General features: G+C 63.8%; 17 protein-coding genes and 1 tRNA gene. 12 read left to right on the top strand and 6 right to left on the bottom strand.

Annotated features, from left to right (window positions below; genetic code table 11):
• The first annotated feature begins 2 nt into the window (after positions 1-2).
• On the top strand, positions 3-947 hold the full coding sequence (locus tag J3454_RS11230) for a glycosyltransferase family 2 protein (RefSeq protein ID WP_349513835.1): 945 nt from the start codon (positions 3-5) through the stop codon (positions 945-947).
• A gap of 63 nt (positions 948-1,010) precedes the next feature.
• Here the strand turns inward: J3454_RS11230 and J3454_RS11225 are convergent, their stop codons facing one another.
• Positions 1,011-2,510 carry a lipopolysaccharide biosynthesis protein gene (locus J3454_RS11225; protein ID WP_349513834.1) on the bottom strand — a complete coding sequence of 500 codons (1,500 nt, stop codon included), beginning with the start codon at positions 2,508-2,510 and terminating at the stop codon, positions 1,011-1,013.
• A gap of 515 nt (positions 2,511-3,025) precedes the next feature.
• On the opposite strand from J3454_RS11225, the gene J3454_RS11220 reads away from it, so the two are divergent.
• Positions 3,026-3,379, top strand: a complete 354-nt coding sequence (locus J3454_RS11220) for an arsenate reductase (protein WP_349513833.1) — start codon at positions 3,026-3,028, stop codon at positions 3,377-3,379.
• Entirely contained in the window at positions 3,358-4,431 is a 1,074-nt protein-coding gene (locus J3454_RS11215; protein ID WP_349513832.1) for a glycerophosphodiester phosphodiesterase family protein, read from the top strand. The genes J3454_RS11220 and J3454_RS11215 overlap by 22 nt, the downstream gene beginning before the upstream one ends.
• A gap of 6 nt (positions 4,432-4,437) precedes the next feature.
• Here the strand turns inward: J3454_RS11215 and J3454_RS11210 are convergent, their stop codons facing one another.
• A complete protein-coding gene (locus tag J3454_RS11210) occupies positions 4,438-5,274 on the bottom strand; it encodes a methyltransferase domain-containing protein (protein ID WP_349513831.1) in 837 nt (278 codons plus the stop codon).
• A gap of 49 nt (positions 5,275-5,323) precedes the next feature.
• On the opposite strand from J3454_RS11210, the gene J3454_RS11205 reads away from it, so the two are divergent.
• The 4 genes from J3454_RS11205 to purT all read left to right on the top strand — a co-directional run bounded on the left by J3454_RS11205 (position 5,324) and on the right by purT (position 9,907).
• The gene (locus tag J3454_RS11205) at positions 5,324-6,610 is read left to right on the top strand and encodes an aspartate kinase (protein ID WP_502878585.1); all 1,287 of its coding nucleotides are present in this window, start codon (positions 5,324-5,326) and stop codon (positions 6,608-6,610) included.
• A gap of 110 nt (positions 6,611-6,720) precedes the next feature.
• The gene (locus tag J3454_RS11200) at positions 6,721-7,407 is read left to right on the top strand and encodes a helix-turn-helix domain-containing protein (protein ID WP_349513830.1); all 687 of its coding nucleotides are present in this window, start codon (positions 6,721-6,723) and stop codon (positions 7,405-7,407) included.
• A 263-nt stretch (positions 7,408-7,670) separates the two neighbouring features.
• A complete protein-coding gene (locus J3454_RS11195; protein WP_349513829.1) occupies positions 7,671-8,591 on the top strand; it encodes a GGDEF domain-containing protein in 921 nt (306 codons plus the stop codon).
• A 137-nt stretch (positions 8,592-8,728) separates the two neighbouring features.
• Positions 8,729-9,907, top strand: a complete 1,179-nt coding sequence (gene purT, locus J3454_RS11190; protein WP_349513828.1) for a formate-dependent phosphoribosylglycinamide formyltransferase — start codon at positions 8,729-8,731, stop codon at positions 9,905-9,907.
• Positions 9,908-9,967: 60 nt separating this feature from the next.
• On the opposite strand, the gene J3454_RS11185 is transcribed toward purT, so the two are convergent.
• Entirely contained in the window at positions 9,968-10,297 is a 330-nt protein-coding gene (locus J3454_RS11185; protein ID WP_349513827.1) for a UrcA family protein, read from the bottom strand.
• A 264-nt stretch (positions 10,298-10,561) separates the two neighbouring features.
• On the opposite strand from J3454_RS11185, the gene J3454_RS11180 reads away from it, so the two are divergent.
• Together J3454_RS11180 and purU are read left to right on the top strand one after the other, a co-directional pair.
• Entirely contained in the window at positions 10,562-11,572 is a 1,011-nt protein-coding gene (locus J3454_RS11180; RefSeq protein ID WP_349513826.1) for an NAD(P)H-dependent flavin oxidoreductase, read from the top strand.
• A 16-nt stretch (positions 11,573-11,588) separates the two neighbouring features.
• Positions 11,589-12,452 (top strand): formyltetrahydrofolate deformylase, encoded by an 864-nt coding sequence (gene purU / locus J3454_RS11175; protein WP_349513946.1) that lies wholly within the window; start codon positions 11,589-11,591, stop codon positions 12,450-12,452.
• Here the strand turns inward: purU and J3454_RS11170 are convergent.
• Both J3454_RS11170 and J3454_RS11165 read right to left on the bottom strand, forming a co-directional pair.
• Positions 12,449-12,904: a protein tyrosine phosphatase family protein gene (locus tag J3454_RS11170; protein ID WP_349513825.1), complete on the bottom strand. Its 456-nt coding sequence runs from the start codon at positions 12,902-12,904 to the stop codon at positions 12,449-12,451. The two genes, purU and J3454_RS11170, sit on opposite strands and share 4 nt — an antisense overlap.
• Entirely contained in the window at positions 12,901-15,081 is a 2,181-nt protein-coding gene (locus J3454_RS11165) for a PQQ-dependent dehydrogenase, methanol/ethanol family (RefSeq protein WP_502878584.1), read from the bottom strand. The genes J3454_RS11170 and J3454_RS11165 overlap by 4 nt, the downstream gene beginning before the upstream one ends.
• A gap of 117 nt (positions 15,082-15,198) precedes the next feature.
• Here J3454_RS11165 and J3454_RS11160 point away from each other — a divergent pair, with 117 nt between their 5' ends.
• Entirely contained in the window at positions 15,199-16,077 is an 879-nt protein-coding gene (locus tag J3454_RS11160) for a dienelactone hydrolase family protein (RefSeq protein WP_349513824.1), read from the top strand.
• A gap of 233 nt (positions 16,078-16,310) precedes the next feature.
• Here J3454_RS11160 and J3454_RS11155 read toward each other — a convergent pair whose 3' ends face one another.
• Entirely contained in the window at positions 16,311-17,273 is a 963-nt protein-coding gene (locus tag J3454_RS11155) for a complex I NDUFA9 subunit family protein (RefSeq protein ID WP_349513823.1), read from the bottom strand.
• A gap of 226 nt (positions 17,274-17,499) precedes the next feature.
• Between J3454_RS11155 and J3454_RS11150 the strand changes: the two genes are divergently transcribed.
• Together J3454_RS11150 and J3454_RS11145 are read left to right on the top strand one after the other, a co-directional pair.
• Positions 17,500-17,586: transfer RNA gene (locus tag J3454_RS11150), tRNA-Leu, on the top strand.
• Positions 17,587-17,770: 184 nt separating this feature from the next.
• A complete protein-coding gene (locus tag J3454_RS11145) occupies positions 17,771-18,970 on the top strand; it encodes a tyrosine-type recombinase/integrase (protein ID WP_349513822.1) in 1,200 nt (399 codons plus the stop codon).
• Positions 18,971-19,546: the final 576 nt, after the last annotated feature.

Here is a 19,546-nt window from a genome sequence, read left to right as displayed (position 1 = left end):
ATATGCAGGGAATCCCTGAGATCAGTGTAGTTTCGAGCTGGTACAATCGTAGCCATGACCTCGAAAATTCGGTCGAATCGGTCCTCGGTCAGGTAGGGCCGACCCTCGAATACATCATCGTCGATGATGCTTCGGACGAGGATGCGACCATCGTGGGCCTGGAGCAGTTCGCCCAAAGCGACCCCCGCGTGCGGCTCTTGCGGAACGACAGGAATCTCGGCTTCACCCGATCGATGATCCGCGCTGTCGGGGAAGCGCGCGGGGCGTATGTCGCGGTCCATGATGCAGGCGATATTTCTCTACCCGGAAGGCTTGCAGCGCAGGTCGACTTTTTCGAGCGCCATCCGGAGCACGTCATGTGCGGAACGCGGGTGCGGAACCATGACCTGAGATCGGGAGTGTCCGATGTCCTGCCGACGAATGTCGATTCTCCATTCAAGGGGATCGAGGGCCAGATCTTCACCCACGGCGAAGTCATGTTCCGCCGCGAGGCCTACGAACAGGTCGGGGGTTACCGCGATCTGTTCTATTACTCGCAGGATACCGACCTGTGGCGGCGTCTGGGGGAAATCGGCAAGCTTGGGCACTTGGACGAGGTTCTGTACGAGCGGCGGATCTTCGAGGAAGGCGTCGAAGGCAACGTGCGCAAGCTGGTCGCGCAGGCGATCTTCGGTAACCTCGCGCGCATCTCGGCCGAGGCTCGTCGTGCGGGGCAGCCCGATCCGATCGAGCGGTATCATGCACTCGCGCTGCTCCAGCAGGACGACGCCGAACGGTTTCGTGATCGTGCCTACGACAGCTTCCGGCATGGCTTCCGTCACGATCAGGACGCGCTGGGTGACGCGATCGCGCAGGTTCCCGCCGGGCTGCTATCGACCAAGGTGCTCGCAGCCTATCTCCTGCTGCGGATCGGGCGCAAGCTCGGTTTCAAGCACTTCCCGAAGTGAGGCCGGGCGGCTGCGGCAGTGGCCGCGACTTTCCGTCAGCATCGAAGCCGACAATTCTTGCGATCAGTTCCGGACTCGCGCGCGAAACACCTTGACCATCAGGCGGAGGACCTCGCGCTCTGCGCCCTCGGGACGACCGGATGCTGTCCACAACAGCATGATCGCGGCAATGTAGGTCGCGATCCCGGCGGCCACGAACCCGCCCAGAACCACAATCGCTTCGGTGCTGCCTTCGCCCAGACCGAAACCTTTGAGAAACACCAGCGCGCCTGCCATCATCGCTGCCGCGAGCGCAGGCCTGATTGCCACGCCGATCTGCTGGGCAACCGACAGATTGACCAGTTTCTCGATCAGCTTGATGTTGACGGCGACATTAAACACGCCCGCCGCAACTCTGCCAGCTAGCACGCCCACCAGCGCGCCGACCGGTGTCGCTTGCCCGATCAGAAGTCCTGCGACCACCAGCGGAAGGCGCACTGCAAGAACCCGCATGTCGCGTTTGAACAAGCTTTTCGTCGCGCCGAGCGCCATGCCCAGCGGCTGGGAGCTTTCCCATTGCTGGACCGCGCTCAGAATTGCGATCGCCTGCATGACCGGCACGGCCGGTAGCCAGCTCTCCCCGATCGCAACCAGCACCAGTGGTTCTGCCAGAACCGCCAGGCCGACTCCCAGCGGCAGCGCGATCAGAACGAGCGCCGCCTGCGCGTTCAGATAGGCCTGACGCAAGCGATCGGGTTGATCCTGCATCCGGGCGAGCGCGGGAAACAGCAGAGTGCGCAAGGGACTGAGACTTTCCTTGACGGGTAACGAACCGAGCCGCGCCCCGAAGGTGTAGTGACCGACTGCCGCCTGCGGCAGCACCAGCCCCAGAACCAGCGGATCGAACCGCCATGTTGCGGTCTTCAACGTGTTGCTGAGGGTCAGCCAGCCGGAAAACGACAGCAGTTCGCGCCCCCCGCGCAACGACAATCGCGGGAGATAGGGGATCACCGCGTATGAAAGTCCCACCCGTAACACTTGGGCCGCAAGGCTGCCGAGCACGAGCGCCCAGTAGCTTTGGTACACCAGCGCGATACCGAGTGCGACCAGCAGACCCGTCAGCTTCGCCGCCACGCTGAGCAGGAAGTCCTGCCAGAAGATCAGGTTGCGCTGGAAAGTGACCAGCTTGGGGTTTTCGAGGCTACCGAACGCGGCGGCAACCGCCAACACCAGCAGCACGTCGCGCAGCCGATCGTCTCCGTAGCCTTGCGCGACCGGGACGGCGATTGCCGCGATGAACAGCCCCAGCAGGAGCGAACGCCCGAGGTTGAGCGTGAAAGCCGTGTGGTAATGATGGTCTTCAGGCTTGCGGTGCTGAACGAGTGACTGGGCCAACGACATCTCCGTCACCGCAGACGCGATTGCAAAGACAGCTTCGGCAAGCGCGACCAGCCCGAAATCGGCCGGACTGAGCAGTCGCGCCAGAACCAGCGTGCTGACAAAACCGATTGCATTCACAATGACGCGGCCTGAACCCAGCCAGAGCGCGCCCTTGATGATCGGCCGCCGCTTATCGCTGCTCAATCGACTGCTCTGCTATTCTTGCGGGATGTTCCGCCGCGGCTGCATGGTGGATCGACGCGGACGAATTCCCGTTGCATCACTCTCTCCGCCGCCTTTGCCGATAGTTGCCAGCCGAGAGTGTAGCTTCCCTGCGTTTGCGCAATTTGATGTATGTTGGATCGCCGGAGAGCATCAAACTCGAAAGCGAGATCCAGGCGGAGAATGGCGCCCGACTTCCGAACAGCACAAACAAGCGCCGCAAGCGGCTCCACCTCAGGGCGAGGAGGCCCGCAGGAACAAAGCGGCCACTGACCCAGAAGCAGATTTGGGCAATTATTCGGCAATGCGTCTAGGAGCGCTCGCCGGTCTGGCATTTTGGGTATTCTCTGCCGAAGGGATTGGCCGCCTCGACCAGGTGTTCGTTTAGAGGTCGCTAGCCAAACGGCAGCTTTTTTCCAAAAGGGGTGGCAGAGCTGCCGTAAATCGCCGACATGACGGATGGTCATTTCGGGCCAGCAGGGGCGTGCAAACAAACAATGAGCAAGATCGATCTGTATGGAATCCCTAACTGCGACACGGTGAAAAGAGCCCGCGTGTGGCTCGAGGCGCAGGGCCGCGATTACGCCTTTCACGATTTCAAGAAGGAAGGCGCCGATCCTGAGCGGGTCGCCGCATGGATCGCTGCCGCCGGGCTCGACGCCGTGTTGAACCGCAAGGGCACCACCTATCGCAAGCTGTCCGACGCAGACAAGGCGCTCGCTGCCGACAGTCATACAGCTGTCGCTTTGCTCGTTCAGCAACCGAGCATCATCAAGCGGCCAATCGTCGAGCATTCCGGCGGCATTCTGGTCGGTTTCAAGGAAGACGAATGGTCCGCAGCCTTGCTTTGATTGCGCTCCTGGCGCTGGCGACCACTCCGGCGGTAGCAGACGATATGCTGATCATCGCGCATCGCGGCGCGAGTGCCGAGCGGCCCGAACATACGCTCGCCGCTTATGAACTCGCGATCGATCAGGGCGCCGATTATATCGAGCCCGATCTGGTCGCGACCAAAGATCTGGTGCTGGTTTCGCGCCACGAGAACGAATTGTCCGGCACCACCGATGTCGCCACCCGCGAGGAGTTCGAAGACCGCCGCCGCGACAAGACCATTGACGGCCAGCGGGTGGCAGGCTGGTTCGCCGAGGACTTCACGCTGGCCGAATTGCGGACTTTGCGCGCGAAGGAACGCATCCCCTCGGTCCGGCCCGCCAACGCGCGCTATGATGGGCTCTATCAGGTGCCGACCTTTGCCGAGATCGTGAAACTGGTGCGCGCCAAGGAGGCCGCCACCGGCAAGCGCATCGGCCTGTATCCCGAGATCAAGCACCCTGAATTCTTGCTGCAGAATGCCGGGATCGATATGGTCGATCTGCTGCTGCGCGACCTGCGCGAGTTGGGCCTCACCTCCGCCGATCCGGTGTTCATCCAGAGCTTCGAAGTCGGCCCGCTCCAACGCCTCGCCCAGCGCAGCGATTTTAAACTGGTGCAGCTGGCCGCGCCGATCGCAGGTCCGGCGGACGAACCGGCGATGCGCTATGCCGAGATGGTGACGCCGACGGGGCTGGCCGAAATTGCCAAATATGCCGACGCGGTGGGCGCGCATATCGGTCTGATACTCGCTCCCGATGGCACGCCGACATCGCTGGTGACGGATGCCAAGGCGGCAGGGCTGGCGGTACATGCCTGGACGGTGCGGCCGGAGAACGAATTCCTGCCGCCGAGTTTGCGTGCCGGCGATGATCCCAAGGGCGATGGCTGCGATGCGTCGCTGTTGCAGATGCTCGCTGCCGCCGGGGTCGCGGGCGTGTTCGCCGACGATCCGGGCCGGGCAGCGGCCTATGTCAAGGATGGCAAAGAGAACCTGCTCTGCACGATCGCGGCGACCGACGCGCCCGATTAGCGCGGCCTAGACCCGCCGCGCGCTAAGGATGTAATTCAGCGCCATATCGTCCGACAGGTGCAGCCCCTTGCCCGGCCGCCATGCGATGCCGCGCTTGGCCGTAACTGTCAGTCCCGCATCGGCCAGCAACGCCTCCAACTCGTCGGGCGTGATGAAATCTTCCCAATGGTGCGTGCCCTTGGGGACATAACCCACCGCCTCCGCCGCGCCGACCAGCAGCACCCGCGACGTTGCCGTGCGGTTCGGGGTCGACAACACCAGCAGTCCATCTGGCGCCAACCGCGCCGCGACATCGCGCAGGAACGCCGTCTTGTCCGCAACGTGCTCGATCACCTCCACACAGGTGACCAGATCGAAGGTGCCGATGTCCAGCCCCGCAACCTCGCCCGCCATGTAGCGCAAAGAGCCCCTTCCCTCGAGGGAAGGGGTTGGGGATGGGTGTTCGGCATCGGCGGACGGAAGCCCCCCCACCCCCGGCCCCTCCCCCCGGGGGAGGAGAGTTTCAAAGCCCATCATCTCGGCATGGGCCGCCGCCACAGCGATGTTTTCCGACGCAGCGTCCACACCGGTCACGTCCGCGCCCAGCCGCGCCAGCGGTTCGCACACCAGCCCGGCCCCGCAGCCGATATCGAGCGCCGCCTTGCCCGCGAGCGGCCTCGCTTGCGCGGCTGCGCCCGGCCAGTGCGCGTCAATCGCGGCGCGGATGAACGCCAGCCGCACAGGGTTCACCTGATGCAAGGACGCCATCGGCCCCTTGGGGTTCCACCAATCCCGCGCCAGTCCGGCGAAGAAATCGGCTTCTTCGGGCCGGATAGTTACATTCGATACGTTTGCGTTTCCCATATTCCCCCCTTAACAGCGCCCGCGAACACTCACCAGCAGGAGCTGCAACTTGGCTCGTATCGTGATGAAATTCGGCGGCACCTCGATGGCCGGGACGGAGCGTATCCGCCGGGTGGCCAATCTCGTGCGTGCGCAGGCCGCGCTCAAGCCCGACGGGACTCGCGATCAGGTTGCGGTCGTCGTCAGCGCGATGGCGGGGGAGACCGACCGGCTGGTCAATTTCTGCCGCGAGGCCAATCCGCTTTACGATCCGGCGGAATATGACGTGGTGGTCGCCAGCGGCGAACAGGTGACCAGCGGATTGTTGGCGCTGACGCTGCAGGCGCTGGGTTGCAAGGCGCGCAGCTGGCTCGGCTGGCAATTGCCGATCCAGACGATCGAGGCCCATGCCAAGGCACGGATCGACAAGATCGACGCCCCCGGCCTGATCGCGGCGCTCGACGCCGGAGAGATCGCGGTGATACCGGGCTTTCAGGGCGTTTCCGAGGATGGCCGCGTCACCACGCTCGGGCGCGGGGGTTCGGATACCTCGGCGGTGGCGGTGGCAGCCGCGATCAAGGCCGACCGCTGCGACATCTACACCGATGTCGACGGGGTCTACACCACCGACCCGCGCATCGTCGCCAAGGCGAAGAAGCAGAAGGCGGTGACTTACGAGGAAATGCTGGAACTCGCCAGCGTGGGCGCAAAAGTGCTCCAGACCCGCAGTGTCGGGTTGGCGATGAAGGAAGGCGTGCGGGTGCAGGTGCTATCGAGTTTCATCGGCGAAGGCGCACCGCCTGCCGATGATCTGCCGGGCACGATGATCGTCTCGGACGCGGAAATGGATGAATTGGTGGAGAACGGCCTGATGGAACGCCAGCTTGTAACCGGCATCGCGCATGACAAGAACGAAGCCAAGATCATCCTCACCCGCGTGCCCGACCGGCCCGGCGCGGTGGCGAATATCTTCGAGCCGCTGGCGGCGGCCAGCATCAATGTCGACATGATCATCCAGAACGTGGGCCGCGACAAGGGCGAGACCGACGTGACCTTCACCGTCCCGCAATCCGACCTCGCCCGCGCGCAGGCGCTGCTGGAGGATCGCCGCGACGCGATCGGCTTCAACCGCATCATCACCGACAGCAAGATCGCCAAGATCAGCGTGGTAGGCGTCGGTATGAAAAGCCATGCCGGGGTCGCCAGCACGATGTTCCGCGCATTGAGCGACCGCGGGATCAACATCCAGGCGATCTCGACCAGCGAGATCAAGGTCAGCGTGATGATCGACGAGGACGAAACCGAACTCGCCGTGCGCGTGCTACACACCGCCTACGGGCTGGATGCAGTTAGCTGACAGGAAACCCGCTTCACCGCCATTAACCTTTTTCGATAACCCACACTTAGGTATTTGGCCCGGACTCTGCCCGCTCGCAAGAATGCGGAAAAAGAAGCGGAGTCGCACCTATGGCCATCAAGGCCCACCTAGAACCTACCGCACCCGGCGAAGGCCAGCGTGCCACGCCTCGCCGCGATCTACGGCTGGAAGCCAGCGGTGTGCTGCCCAGCGGACGCGAGGCGAATGTCGTCGTCCACAATATCTCTGCCAGCGGATTGTTGCTGGAAACCGGGCTGGATCTCGCGACCGGCGAACAACTGGCGCTGGATTTGCCCGAAGCAGGATCGGTGGAAGCCATGATCATGTGGCGCAGCGAGCAGCTTTATGGCTGCGCATTTGCTGCCCCGCTTGGGGCGGCCGCACTTGCCGCTGCGCAATTGCAGGGGCTGCCGGTCACCGAAGCTGCATCAACGGTGATCGCCGCTGGCGCGCAACCGGCAGGGGCCGACGCCGGAGAGGCGCTCGGCCTGCGGCTCAACCGGCTGCGGCGCGAGGCCGGCCTCACCCTTGCCGATGTCGCGCTCCGGCTCGGCGTCAGCAAGCCGACTGTCTGGGCGTGGGAGAAAGGCAAGGCGCGCCCACTGCCCGAACGTATCGATGCCATTGCCGAAGCGCTGGGCGTGTCGTCCGGCGAACTGGCCGAGACGAGGGGTGCAAGCGCCGACATCGGACTGCTGATCGAAGACTGCCGCAAGCGGATTGCCGAAGCCTGCAGCACCACGCCGGGCGCCGTGCGGATCATGATTGAGATGTAAGACTACAGATCACGCATTGCCGCAAAAGCAGACTGCCTGACCCAATTGAACACGATAGCTACCGAAATTTAGAAATATGGTAAACAAAACCCAGAGGTGATTCGTTTTTTAGTCTATTAGATTTACGAAACTAACGAAAACTACAGTATAATTCAGGAAAACAGGGGAAATGTTCTTCCTGAAGATGCAAGGGTTAGTTTCGATATGAATGTGGCTGAAGGCGAATGGCGAATTTATCGTTAAACCGCTGGGGCATTGTCGGCATGAAAATTGGTTTGAGTGATGTGGAGGGCCGTGTGCTTCACGGCCTGATCGAGGATGCCTCGGGCGATATTGTTATCAGGATCGACCGGCGCGGCTTCATCATCCATGCCACTGCCAACATCGCGCAACTCGGGTTCGATTTCAGCGAAGCGCTGCTGCTGCCGCATATTACCGATCTTGCCGAATGCGATCATGCCGCCACCCTCGGCGATCATGTCAGCGCCGTGCTGCAAGGCGCGCAGCCTTCAGGCTGGGTCGAGTTTCCGGTGGCCGCCGCTGCAGCGCAGGATCCCGCTGGCGTCCCACATGGCCAACGCTGGTACGCGTTCAGCTTGCGCCCGATGATCGACAACGACGGCAGCATCGACGGCGCGCTGTGCCTGCTGCGCTCGGTCCAGCGGCTGCGCCTGCTCGAGGGCGAGCTTTACAACCGCGCCGTCACCGACCCGCTGACCGGGCTCGCCAACCGTCAGGCCTTCTGCGCCGGCCTGCGGCGGCATCTGGCAGGCGGCGGCGGTCAGATGGTCGCAGTGTTCGCTGTCGACGGCACGCGCGCGCTGCTGCTGCGTTATGGCCAGCGCACTGCAGACGAGATCCTGTGGGGGTTTGCCAAGTTCCTCGAAACAATGGCGCTGCCCGGGCACGAACTGGCGCAGCTCGATGGCGAACGCTTTGGCGTGCTGCTGCCGGTGATGAGCCTGCGCGCTGCCCGCGAATGGGCCGAAGACGCGGTGCAGACCTTCGCCGCGCTGGCAGTCCCCGCCTCGGCCCGCGCGCCGCAATTGACCGCCAGCGCCGGGTTGGCGCGGGTGGAATGCACAGTCGACTGGACTCTGCGCGAAGCCGAACTCGGCCTCGTGCTGGCGCGCGCGGGGGGCGGTGGGCGGGTTGCCGTTGCCGGTTATCGCCGGGTGGCGTGAAGCACCTTCTTTTACCCGTTTGTCCTGTGCTTGCCGAAGGACTGCACTTCTTCTTCCCCGTGACATGAACAGACAGCGCGGACGCCGCACGATCTGCCTTCGCTGGACTCGGGCAAGCGTATCGCTAAACCGCGTTCATGAGCCACATTGCCACCATCCTGCTGCTCGGTTCGGGCGAGCTGGGCCGCGAATTCGTGATTTCTGCCAAGCGCCTCGGCGCGCGGGTAATCGCCTGCGACAGCTATGACGAAGCCCCCGCGATGCAGCTGGCCGATGGGCGCGAGGTGTTTTCCATGCTCGACGGCGCGGCCTTGCGGGCGGCGGCGGAAAAGTACCGGCCCGATCTGATCGTTCCCGAAATCGAAGCGATCCGCACCGAGGTGCTGGCCGATCTGGAGACGGAAGGGTTCACCGTCGTGCCTTCCGCGCGCGCCGCACAATCGACCATGAACCGCGATGCGATCCGCGATCTTGCGGCGGGCGAATTGGGGCTCACCACATCGCAATATGGCTACGCGCAAAGCTTTGCCGAAGCGCGCGAGGTGGCCGCGCTGATCGGTTATCCGCTGGTCATGAAGCCCGTCATGTCATCATCGGGCAAGGGCCAGAGCAAAGTCGATTCCGCCGAGGCGCTCGAGGCTGCGTGGGAATATGCGGTCGCCAATATGCGCGGCGACCGGGCGCGGGTGATCTTGGAACAGTTCATCGCCTTCGACTACGAAATCACGCTGCTGACCGTCCGGCACAAGGACGGAATTTCGTTCTGCCCCCCGATCGGTCACCGGCAGGAACGCGGCGATTATCGCGAAAGCTGGCAGCCCGCCGCAATGTCACCGGTCGCGCTTGCCAAGGCGCAGGACATGGCCGCGAAGGTCGTCATGGCGCTGCAAGGCGAAGGTCGCGGCTGGGGGCTGTATGGCGTGGAATTCTTCGTTCGCGGCGAGGAGGTGATCTTCTCCGAATTGTCGCCGCGCCCGCACGACACCGGCATGGTGACGCTGGTCAGCCAAGACCTGAACGAATTCGATCTTCACGCCCGCGCCATTCTGGGCCTGCCGGTGCCGGATAGCATCGCTGCGCGCCCAGCAGCCTCCGCCGTGATCCTGGCCGACCGCGATTGCGACGATTTCGCGTTTGAAGGTCTGGCCGAAGCGCTGGCGCTCGATCCCGCAGCCGTCGATGTGCGCATCTTCGGCAAGCCTGTGACCCGGCCCTACCGCCGGATGGGCCTCGCCCTCGCCCGCGCAGCCGATGCGGGAAGCGCGGTCGATCTGGCCAAAGACGCGGCGGCCACAGTGCGCATCACCTATCGCTGATACGCAAACGGGGCGGCCGCGCATGTGCGAGGCCGCCCCGTCAGGTGTTCAATCCAGCGATCAGAAGCTGGCGAGCAGCCCGATCTTTTGCGCCAGCCCCGCCACCCGGCGGGCATTGGCGGCGTTGAGCGCGACCTCGACCTGCGGTCGGTAGCTCTCGCGGGTCTCGGCAACGCAGGCCTTCTGGTGCCGGATCGTAGCGAGATCGCGTGCCGTATAGGTGCCGCAAACCTGATGTGCGGCGCGGGTCAGGCGGCGTTCGAGCGCATCGCGCCCGGCGGCTTTGGTAAGATCAAGGTCACCATAGGGCACGGAGACAGAAGTCGGCTGGGCAACCACCGGCGCAGCAAGTGCAAGGGCGATGGCGGGCAGGACAAGACGAGCGGCCATAATGAAGGTTCCTTTGTAGGTTTGTCCGTCGAAACTGTGCCAACCGGAGGGGAGAGTGGAGAGGACCGGCTGACGCGCCGCCAATGCCAGAAAATCGTTACACGTTGCGGACACACGTAAGAAAGTTTCGTGAAAGAGTAATCATAGTTCGGTCACAGGTTCGACTTGCAACGGCCGCGGTTGCAATGTCACGGTAACCTTGTCCGCACCCTGTCGCCGCTGCGCCGCTTGCGATGCGCGCCGCTTGCGACTAATCGCCCGCCCATGAACAATTTTCCCATCACCGCTGCCTTCATGCAGCGCGGTACGGACTTCCTCGGCTGCGAAACCGCGATCATGTGCGGCGCGATGAGCTGGGTGTCGGAGCGCAACCTTGTTGCCGCGATCTCCAATGCGGGCGGGTTCGGCGTAATCGCCTGCGGGGCGATGACGCCTGAATTGCTCGACCGCGAAATCGCGGCGACCAAGGCGCTGACGACCAAGCCCTTTGGCGTGAACCTCATCACCATGCACCCCGCGCTGTTCGATCTGATCGCGGTGTGCCGCAAGCATGGCGTCACCCATGTGGTGTTGGCGGGCGGCATTCCGCCCAAGGGTTCTGTCGAAGCCATCAAAGATGGCGGCGATACCAAGGTGATCTGCTTCGCGCCCACGCTGGCGCTGGCGAAGAAACTGCTGCGATCCGGCGCGGATGCGATGGTGATCGAAGGGATGGAAGCGGGCGGCCATATCGGCCCGGTCTCCACCAGTGTTCTGGCGCAGGAAATCCTACCCGCGCTGGCTGCCGAACACCTGATCTTCGTCGCGGGCGGGATCGGCCGGGGCGAGGCGATTGCCGGCTATCTGGAAATGGGCGCGGCGGGCGTGCAATTGGGCACGCGATTTGCCTGCGCGACCGAAAGCATCGCCCATCCCGACTTCAAAAAGGCGTTCTTCCGCGCCTCGGCCCGGGAGGCTATTGCTTCCGTACAGGTCGATCCGCGCTTGCCGGTCATTCCGGTGCGCGCCTTGAAGAACAAGGGCACCGAGGAATTCACCGCCAAGCAGCGCGAAGTCGCAGCCCTGCTCGATGCGGGCGAGGTCGACATGGGCGAAGCGCAATTGCAGATTGAACACTTCTGGGCAGGCGCCCTGCGCCGCGCGGTGATTGATGGCGATGTCGAAAACGGCAGCGTCATGGCGGGGCAATCGGTCGGCATGGTGACGAAGGAGGAACCCGCCGCCGAAATCATCGCCGAGCTGATGAGCCAGTGCGAGACGGCGCTCGCCAAGTAACATGGGCGTGAAAAGCATGGGGCCGCTGATACTTACCCTCGCCTGCGCTGACCGGCCCGGTATCACCGCGCGGGTCACGGGCTTCCTGTTCGAGCGCAATTGCAACATCCTCGACGCGCAACAGTTCAACGATCGCGCGGGGAACGGTGGGGGCGACCGCTTCTTCATGCGCGTGGTGTTCGACCCGGATGGCTCAACACCGGAAACCCTGCGCGCCGATTTCGGAGCGCTGGCGGAAGAATATGCGTTCGAATGGACAATGGTGGCCGAAGACCGCCCGCGCCGAACCATCATCCTCGTCAGCAAGTTCGATCACTGCCTGGTCGATCTGATCTATCGCTGGCGCACCGGCGAATTGCCGATCGATCCGGTGGCAATCGTCTCCAACCACCCACACGACGCCGCAATCCGGGTCGATATCGGCGACATTCCGTTCCATCACATCCCGGTGACGCCCGACACCAAGCAGCAGGCCGAAGCCGCCTTCCGCGCGCTGGCCGACGAAACGGGCGCCGAGCTGATCGTGCTGGCGCGTTACATGCAGGTCTTTTCGGACGAACAATCCGAGCATTTTGCAGGGCGCTGCATCAATATCCACCATAGCTTCCTGCCCGGTTTCAAGGGTGCGCGGCCGTACCATCAGGCGCACGAACGCGGCGTCAAAATCATCGGCGCGACCGCGCATTTCGTCACCGCGGACCTCGATGAAGGCCCGATCATCCATCAGGACGTCGAGCGCATCACCCACGCCGACAGCCCCGCCGATCTGGTGCGCAAGGGCCGCGACATCGAACGCCGCGTGCTGGCCGAAGCGGTGCGCCTGTTCGCACAGGAACGGGTGCTGATGAACGGCGGGCGCACGGTGGTGTTCAGGGGTTAGGTCAACATTGCCCGCCATGGGGCGGCGCGCGGGTCGTCGCTTTCCAGTGGGTTCCACACCATGGCCATACGCGCCACTGCCTCGGCTTCAGGCACGCCTGCCGCACAGTCGATCAGGTAGAAGAATGCAGTCACCCGGTAGTTCATGATGCAATGGACATGATGCGGGCCGTGGTGCGCCGCCAGCGCCTGTTCCAGCGCCGCGACATGGTCGCGGGTCGGCGCATCAAAGGGCACCGGGATGTGGGTGTAGGCGATGCCCACCGCCGCCATAAGCGCGGCCTCATCGGCCAGCGCCTCTGGGTGGCTATCCAGCGCGAGGTTGACCACATGGCGTACCCCGATCGCCGCCAGCCGTGCTGGATCATGCGGCTCGAGCTTGCCCGAAGTGGTGATCCCGTCCATCCGCCGCTGCCAGTTGCGGATATCGACGGGGTCACCGCCGCGCATCATTTGCGAGCGATTTTCTTCGCCGCCCCCTCGATCACCTTGTCCTCGTTGGCACGGTGGATCACGTAGGCGCGGATCGCCTCGATCTCGTCCTTGGTGAGCGATCCGGCAAAGCTCGCCATGCCGTTGTCCTTGAGCAAGCCGTCATGGACGACCGCGCTCCATGCAGAGGCGCTCTCCAGTGACCCCGCACGCCGCAGATCGGGGAGCACGGTCGATCCGACCGCGCCCGGCGCATGGCAGACCGCGCAGTAGCGGCCATACTTGGTCTGTCCCACCGCGATCACCTCGGCGCTCGCACGGCTCGGCGGCGGGTCGAGCGGGGTTGCGGCCAGTTCCGGCGCGGGCGGCAGTTTCGCCGTGCCGCCGAGCTTGAACACCAGCAGGCGGCTGATGTTGCGCACCGGCGCCTTGCGCTCGATCAGGTCGCCATCGACGCTGAGCGCATAGGCCCCGCCCCAGCCCGCCAGCACCGCGACATATTGCTCGCCATCGACAGTGTAGGTGACTGGCGGTGCGACCACCCCGGTCTGCGCGGCGAAGCTCCACAGCTTGTCGCCGCTGCCCGCATCATAGGCGTTGAACTCGCTGCCGGTGGTGCCTTGGAACACCAGCCCGCCGCCGGTTGCCAGCAGGCCGCCGTTCCACGGGCCGGGATGCTCGACCGTCCAGCGCGGTTCCTGCTGCACCGGATCCCACGCCACCAGCATACCCTTCAGCGTACCGGCGACCTCCTTGCGGAAGCCTTCGTCGGGCGGCACATCGCCCGCACCCAGATTGAACCCGACATTGAAGCCGCGCGCAGTATCGGGTTTCCAGTCGGCTTCGGGCGCATAGAGCATCCCCGCCTCGAACGCGGGGATGTAAACGAGGTTCTCGCCCGGATGATACGCCATCGGGTGCCAGTTATGCCCGCCCAGCGCGCCGGGCGTCACCAGCGCAGGCTTGCCAGTCTTGTCGACCCGCGTTTCGGGGTTCTCGATCGGACGGCCCGTGTCGGGATCGATTCCGCTCGCCCAGTTCACGCTAACATAGGGCTTGGCGCTGATGAACTTGCCGGTTTCCCGGTCGATCACATAGAAAAACCCGTTCTTGGGCGCCTGCATCAGCACTTTGCGCACTGCGCCGTCGATCGTCATGTCGGCCAGCATGATGTGCTGCGTGGCGGTGTAATCCCACGTTTCGCCCGGAGTGGTCTGGTAATGCCAGACATATTCGCCCGTCGATGGCCGCACCGCGACGATGCTGGACAAGTAGAGGTTGTCGCCCTCCCCCGTCCCGTCCGCGCCGGGCGAACGATAGGCGCGGTTCCACGGAGAACCATTGCCGACGCCGATATACAGCAGGTCAAGCTCGGGATCGTAGGCCATCGAATCCCACACCGTCCCGCCGCCGCCGATCGCGTCTGTCGCGCCCAGCACGTCCATGTTCCACGTCTCGGCGGCCTTTTGCAGATAGGCGGGCGCGTCCTTGGGGTCGCCGCCTTCGGGAACCGTGTAGAACTTCCACAACTGCTCGCCGTCATTGGCATCATAGGCCGCGACAAACCCGCGCACGCCGAATTCGGCCCCGCCATTGCCGATGATTACCTTGCCATCGATCACGCGCGGCGCGCCGGTGATGGTGTAGCTTTTGGATTGGTCGACCGTGACCTTCTCCCACGCCACGTTGCCCGTATCGCGGTCCAGCGCCACCAGCCGCCCATCCAGCGTGCCGAGGAACAGCTTGTCGCCCCATGCCGCGACGCCGCGGTTGACCGTATCGCAGCAGGCCTTGACCGCGGTTTCGCCCGGCACTTGCGGATCATATTGCCACAATGGCTTGCCGGTAGCGGCGTCGAACGCCTTCACCTTGCTCCACGCGGTGGTCACGTACAGCTTGCCGTCGATCACCAGCGGGGTCGCTTCCTGTCCGCGCGCGGTGTCCATGTCGGCAAACCATGCCAGACCCAGATCGCCGACCGTATCGGTGTTGACCGCGTCGAGCGGCGAATATCGCTGTTCGGAATAGGTGCGCCCGTGGCTGATCCAGTTGGCGCTGTCCGCGTCCGCCCCGACCAGCGCGGCATGGGTGATCCCCTCACCCTCCGCGCCCGAAGCATCGAAAATCTGGCTGCAATTGGCCAGCGCCCCTGCTGACAGCAACAAGGCTGCCCCCAGCCCCCACCGCATGATATCCATCGGCTCTGCTCTCCCCGTGTTGTTTTGCCCGGCATGTTGACGCGTGAATCGCCGCTTGTCCATGCTTGCCGCCTCGGCCTATCAGGCGGTGCGAGGGGCCAGCAGGAGTAAACCATCATGTGCGACGAGAACAAACTGGCCGATTGGGCCCGGCAAACGATCAGCCGCCGCCAGTTCGGCGCGCTCGGCGGTGCAGCGGCGCTGGCGGCCTGCGCGCCGGGTGAAGGCACCGGCGTTGTCCAGCCTGCCGCCGCCGGCCTGACCGAACGCGGGGTCAATTTCGCCACCGCCGACGGCACGCTGGACGGATTTTTCGTCCAGCCCGAAAACGGCAATCACCCCGCCGTGATCCTGTGGCCCGACATTGCCGGGATCCGCGAATCAAAGCGCAACATCGCCCGCAATCTGGCGCGCGAAGGCTATGCCGTGCTGGTGGTGAACCCCTATTACCGCGACGTCACCGGCGAACAATTCGCCGATTTCGCCGCCTTCATCGCGGATGGCGGATTCAAGAAGGTCGGCCCATGGCGCGGCAAGCTGGATGCGCCCGCAATCATGCGCGATGCCACCGCCATCGCCGACTGGCTCGACCGTCAGGAAGGCGTCGATCAGGCGCAGGGCATCGGCACGCAGGGCTATTGCATGGGCGGGCCGTTCACCATCTGGAGCGCGGCCGCCGTGCCGTCGCGGATCAAGGCGGCGGCGAGTTTCCACGGCGGCGGTCTTGTCCGGCCGGATAACCCGATGAGCCCGCATAAGGTGCTAGACAAGGTCGATGCCAGCCTGCTGATCGCCATCGCGCAGGACGATGACGCCGAGGCCCCGCAGGACAAGGTCACCTTCGCCGAAGCGGCCGATGCTGCGGATGTGCCAGCGACAGTGCAGGTCTATGCCGGGGATCACGGTTGGATGGTGCCGGACAGCCCGGCCTATGACGCCGCGGCCGCCGCCAGAGGCAAGGCTGATCTGCTGAAGCTCTACGCTGCGGCGCTCTGATCGCGCGAAGGCGCTTTCCTACCGGGCATGGCGGGGCATAGGTTCCCGCCATGCCCGCCCGCCTTCGTCATCACGCAAGGATTTCGCCCGTCGGAGAGCATATTCGCGCGGCTGCGGGCCGGGTTTTCCGGTTCCTGGACTGTGTCTCATGTGTCTCCTACACGGGCGGCGACCCGGCTGCTTGTGACCGGATCACCCCGCGAGGATCGCTCGCACCGATTCGCGGATCGGCGTCAGCGTGTCGCCTTGGCGCGCTCGTTCTCCGCGCCGAAGCGGCCGTGCTTGCGGTACCGCAGCATCCACTTGTCGAGGAACAGGCCCAGCGGGCGCGGCTCGATCCCCATGTCGGCCAGCGTGCGGTGTTCGCCCGACACCACATTGCCCGCCTTCAGCAGCGTCCACTGGTCGCGGCTCATCGGGGTGCCGGGCAGCGCGGCAAAGGTGCTCGACACGCCATCGGGCATGGCGATGAAGCGCCGCTTGCGCCCTTGCGCGGCGGCGATGCGCTCGTGAATCTCCATCATCGTGAGCTGTTCCGGCCCGCCGAGTTCGTAGATATGCCCGCCGTGGCTGTCCGGATGTTCGAGCGCGGTCCGCACCGCCTCGGCCACATCGTCGGCATAGACCAGTTGCAGCTTCACCTCGGGGCCGAACACCGGAAGGACGGGCAGCATCTCGATCATGCCGCCGAACAGGTTGAGGAAATTGTCGTCCTTGCCGAACACGATCGAGGGACGCAGCACGGTGGCGTTCGGAAAGGCGGCCAGCACCCGCTCCTCGCCCAGCGCCTTGGCCCGGGCGTAGGCTGCGGTGGAGCCGACATCCGCCCCGATTGCGCTGACATGCACCATCGCGCGCGCACCCTTGGCGGCGGCGATTTTGGCCATCGTGCCGGGCGCCTCGCCCATCAGCGTCATGAGATCGCCCTCGAATGCGCCGACGAGGTTTGCGATATAGCTGGCCCCGTCGAGCGCGGCTTCGACATGGCTCTCACGCGTGATGTCGCAGGGCATGAACTGCAGCTGCCCGAGATTGGCGAGCGGCTTCAAGGCAAAGCCGCTCTGCGGATTGCGACTGGCGAGCCGCAGCCGCGCACCGCAATCGAGCAGGCTCTGGGCGACGTAATTGCCGATGTAGCCGCTGCCACCGAAGATCGTGACGAGCTGGCCGGAAAGCGGAGAGGAGGAAGTGGGCATGATCGGTTTGCTCTTGCTGGCGGGCCGGAATGCGCTGCGCAATGCTTCAATGCACCGCAGCGGGCAAGAGTTCCTGTGGGAGTCAGGACAGAATCCCGCCTGCGAAGCCCGGCGCGAAGGAGCAAGGCGAGATATCGCGCGAGGTTTGCGTTGACATGCGCCCCCCGCCCTCGCTAAAGGCCCGCCCCTACCCTGCATCCGGCAGCGAAGACCGGAAGCAAACCGTGCCCAGATGGCGGAATTGGTAGACGCACCAGCTTCAGGTGCTGGCGCTCGCAAGGGCGTGGAGGTTCGAGTCCTCTTCTGGGCACCATTTACCCGTTTAGCAGTGATCGCCGGTGGTTGCTAAAACCCCGAAAAACTGCCATTTTTGTCTCACTTTTGATCGCCAATGTCCGGCCCCGTTCGCCGTCAATCGGGGGCCTCTGGTGGCCGAAGAGGGGGCCCGGCCCCCAATTAGCGCGAAAGTTGGCGGCATTTCTGGATTCGGGGCCCCCATGGCACTCACTGCTGTTGAAATTTCGCAAGCAAAACCGAGAGATAAGGAATATAAGCTCAGCGATGGCGGTGGGCTCTACCTGCTCATTCGCCCGAATGGCGCAAAGCTCTGGAAGCACAAAGTGCGAATCCAAGGGCGGGAGCAGAAGCTCTCATATGGATCCTATCCCCTAGTCTCCTTAAAGGAGGCGCGCACAAAGCGCGATGAGACCAAGCTGGCTATGACGCGCGGAGAAAATCCCGTGCAACAGCGCCGTGAGGACAAGCTCGCCGCCATGTTCCGCAATGCCAACCGCTTCGAAGATGTTGCGGAGGAGTTCATTGAGAAGCGGGAAAAGGAGGGCCTAGCTCCAGCCACCATCAAGAAGAGCCGCTGGTTCCTCGACCTTCTACGGCCGTCGATTGGACACCGACCGATTGCGGAAATCACCCCACAGGAGCTTCTCGCCGCTTTGCAGAAGCTCGAAAAAAAAGGGCACCGCGAAACCGCAAAGAAATCGCGCTCGTTCGCAAGCCGAGTCTTTATGTATGGGTACGCAACCGGACGCTGCTCGAATGACCCAGCCACCCCCCTGCGCGGTGCGCTGCTCGCGCCCGTAGCTAAAAGCTATGCAGCAATAACCGCGCCACAGGAGTTCGGCGTGCTGCTACGTGCGATTGACGCATTCGATGGTTTCCCATCGAGCCACTACGCTCTCAAAATCCTACCGCATGTTTTCGTGCGGCCCGGCGAGCTCCGGCTGGCCGAGTGGCGCGAGTTCAACTTCGACAAAGCGGTGTGGGTCATCCCGGAGGGCCGGATGAAGGCCAGAAGGGAACACCGTGTGCCTCTCTCTCGCCAGGTCGTGGGCATGCTACTCGAACTGGCTGAACTCCAAGGACGAGAGGGACTGGTTTTCGCTTCCCTTCATGCACGTGGCCGGCCGATCAGCGAGAACACTGTGAACCAAGCGCTCAGGCGTCTTGGGTATAGCGGTACTGAGATGACGGGCCACGGCTTCCGATCGACCGCTTCAACGTTGCTAAACGAGTCGAACAAATGGCGCCCTGACACAATCGAGCGCGCACTTGCACATGAGGACTCCAATGCGATCCGCAGCATCTACAACCGCGCCCAGTACTGGACTGAGCGGGTGGAGATGGCGCAGTGGTGGAGTGATTATCTCGACGAACTGAAGCACTCAGCGCAAGCGAGCTGACCGATGAGCGTTCGATAAGCACCGCGCAATGGAGTACGACGACTGGCAAGTTATCAGGGGTTTTCTTCTGTCGGGGCACCGATGTGTCTTTCATTCTGATGACCGGGATTTGAAGATTGCTGGCGTCGCGCTGGTTCGGGCGGTGCTTGCGATGTGTCCGCATCGCCACCCACATCAGCGGAGGCCGCAGACCATGGATGAAGGGCATGAGATGTTTTGCCATCTGCGGGCCATTATTGTGGGCCTGATCGCCACACGCTCTACCGCTTAGCCCCGGTGGGGGTGCTGGCGCTTGCATCGTCCCAATCAGCGCCGAAAGTCGCTTTCATTCCAGCGTGGCTCAAATGCCAGTCAGGCACGTCCGGCAGGGCGTGGCGGAGCTGGTTGTAGGTTGACGCAGGCTAAGCCTGTACTGGGCACCGTGCGCGAGCCGACCCCTAGCTTTGCAATGGCTAGCGCGTTGATGGCTCGGTGGCTCCTGCGGATCGCCCGGGTCGAGCACGTCCAAGATTCTTGGAGGAGGCGCCACCCGCTAGTTGGAGGAGTTTAGTGCGCACGCGCCCAAGAGCTACAACT

Origin of the sequence: Erythrobacter sp. NFXS35 (assembly GCF_040148725.1) — a bacterium.
Taxonomy (GTDB): domain Bacteria; phylum Pseudomonadota; class Alphaproteobacteria; order Sphingomonadales; family Sphingomonadaceae; genus Erythrobacter.
The sequence above is the reverse complement of the archived record's forward strand: the minus strand, read 5'-3'. Positions and strand labels throughout refer to the sequence as shown.

What these genes read in the sequence shown, in the direction of transcription:
- J3454_RS11230 (WP_349513835.1), top strand. Translation starts at nt 3, where the DNA reads ATGCAGGGAATCCCTGAGATCAGTGTAGTTTCGAGCTGGTACAATCGT.
- J3454_RS11220 (WP_349513833.1), top strand. Translation starts at nt 3,026, where the DNA reads ATGAGCAAGATCGATCTGTATGGAATCCCTAACTGCGACACGGTGAAA.
- J3454_RS11215 (WP_349513832.1), top strand. Translation starts at nt 3,358, where the DNA reads ATGGTCCGCAGCCTTGCTTTGATTGCGCTCCTGGCGCTGGCGACCACT.
- J3454_RS11210 (WP_349513831.1), bottom strand. Translation starts at nt 5,274, where the DNA reads ATGGGAAACGCAAACGTATCGAATGTAACTATCCGGCCCGAAGAAGCC.
- J3454_RS11200 (WP_349513830.1), top strand. Translation starts at nt 6,721, where the DNA reads ATGGCCATCAAGGCCCACCTAGAACCTACCGCACCCGGCGAAGGCCAG.
- J3454_RS11195 (WP_349513829.1), top strand. Translation starts at nt 7,671, where the DNA reads ATGAAAATTGGTTTGAGTGATGTGGAGGGCCGTGTGCTTCACGGCCTG.
- purT (WP_349513828.1), top strand. Translation starts at nt 8,729, where the DNA reads ATGAGCCACATTGCCACCATCCTGCTGCTCGGTTCGGGCGAGCTGGGC.
- J3454_RS11185 (WP_349513827.1), bottom strand. Translation starts at nt 10,297, where the DNA reads ATGGCCGCTCGTCTTGTCCTGCCCGCCATCGCCCTTGCACTTGCTGCG.
- J3454_RS11180 (WP_349513826.1), top strand. Translation starts at nt 10,562, where the DNA reads ATGAACAATTTTCCCATCACCGCTGCCTTCATGCAGCGCGGTACGGAC.
- purU (WP_349513946.1), top strand. Translation starts at nt 11,589, where the DNA reads ATGGGGCCGCTGATACTTACCCTCGCCTGCGCTGACCGGCCCGGTATC.
- J3454_RS11170 (WP_349513825.1), bottom strand. Translation starts at nt 12,904, where the DNA reads ATGATGCGCGGCGGTGACCCCGTCGATATCCGCAACTGGCAGCGGCGG.
- J3454_RS11165 (WP_502878584.1), bottom strand. Translation starts at nt 15,081, where the DNA reads ATGGATATCATGCGGTGGGGGCTGGGGGCAGCCTTGTTGCTGTCAGCA.
- J3454_RS11160 (WP_349513824.1), top strand. Translation starts at nt 15,199, where the DNA reads ATGTGCGACGAGAACAAACTGGCCGATTGGGCCCGGCAAACGATCAGC.
- J3454_RS11155 (WP_349513823.1), bottom strand. Translation starts at nt 17,273, where the DNA reads ATGCCCACTTCCTCCTCTCCGCTTTCCGGCCAGCTCGTCACGATCTTC.
- J3454_RS11145 (WP_349513822.1), top strand. Translation starts at nt 17,771, where the DNA reads ATGGCACTCACTGCTGTTGAAATTTCGCAAGCAAAACCGAGAGATAAG.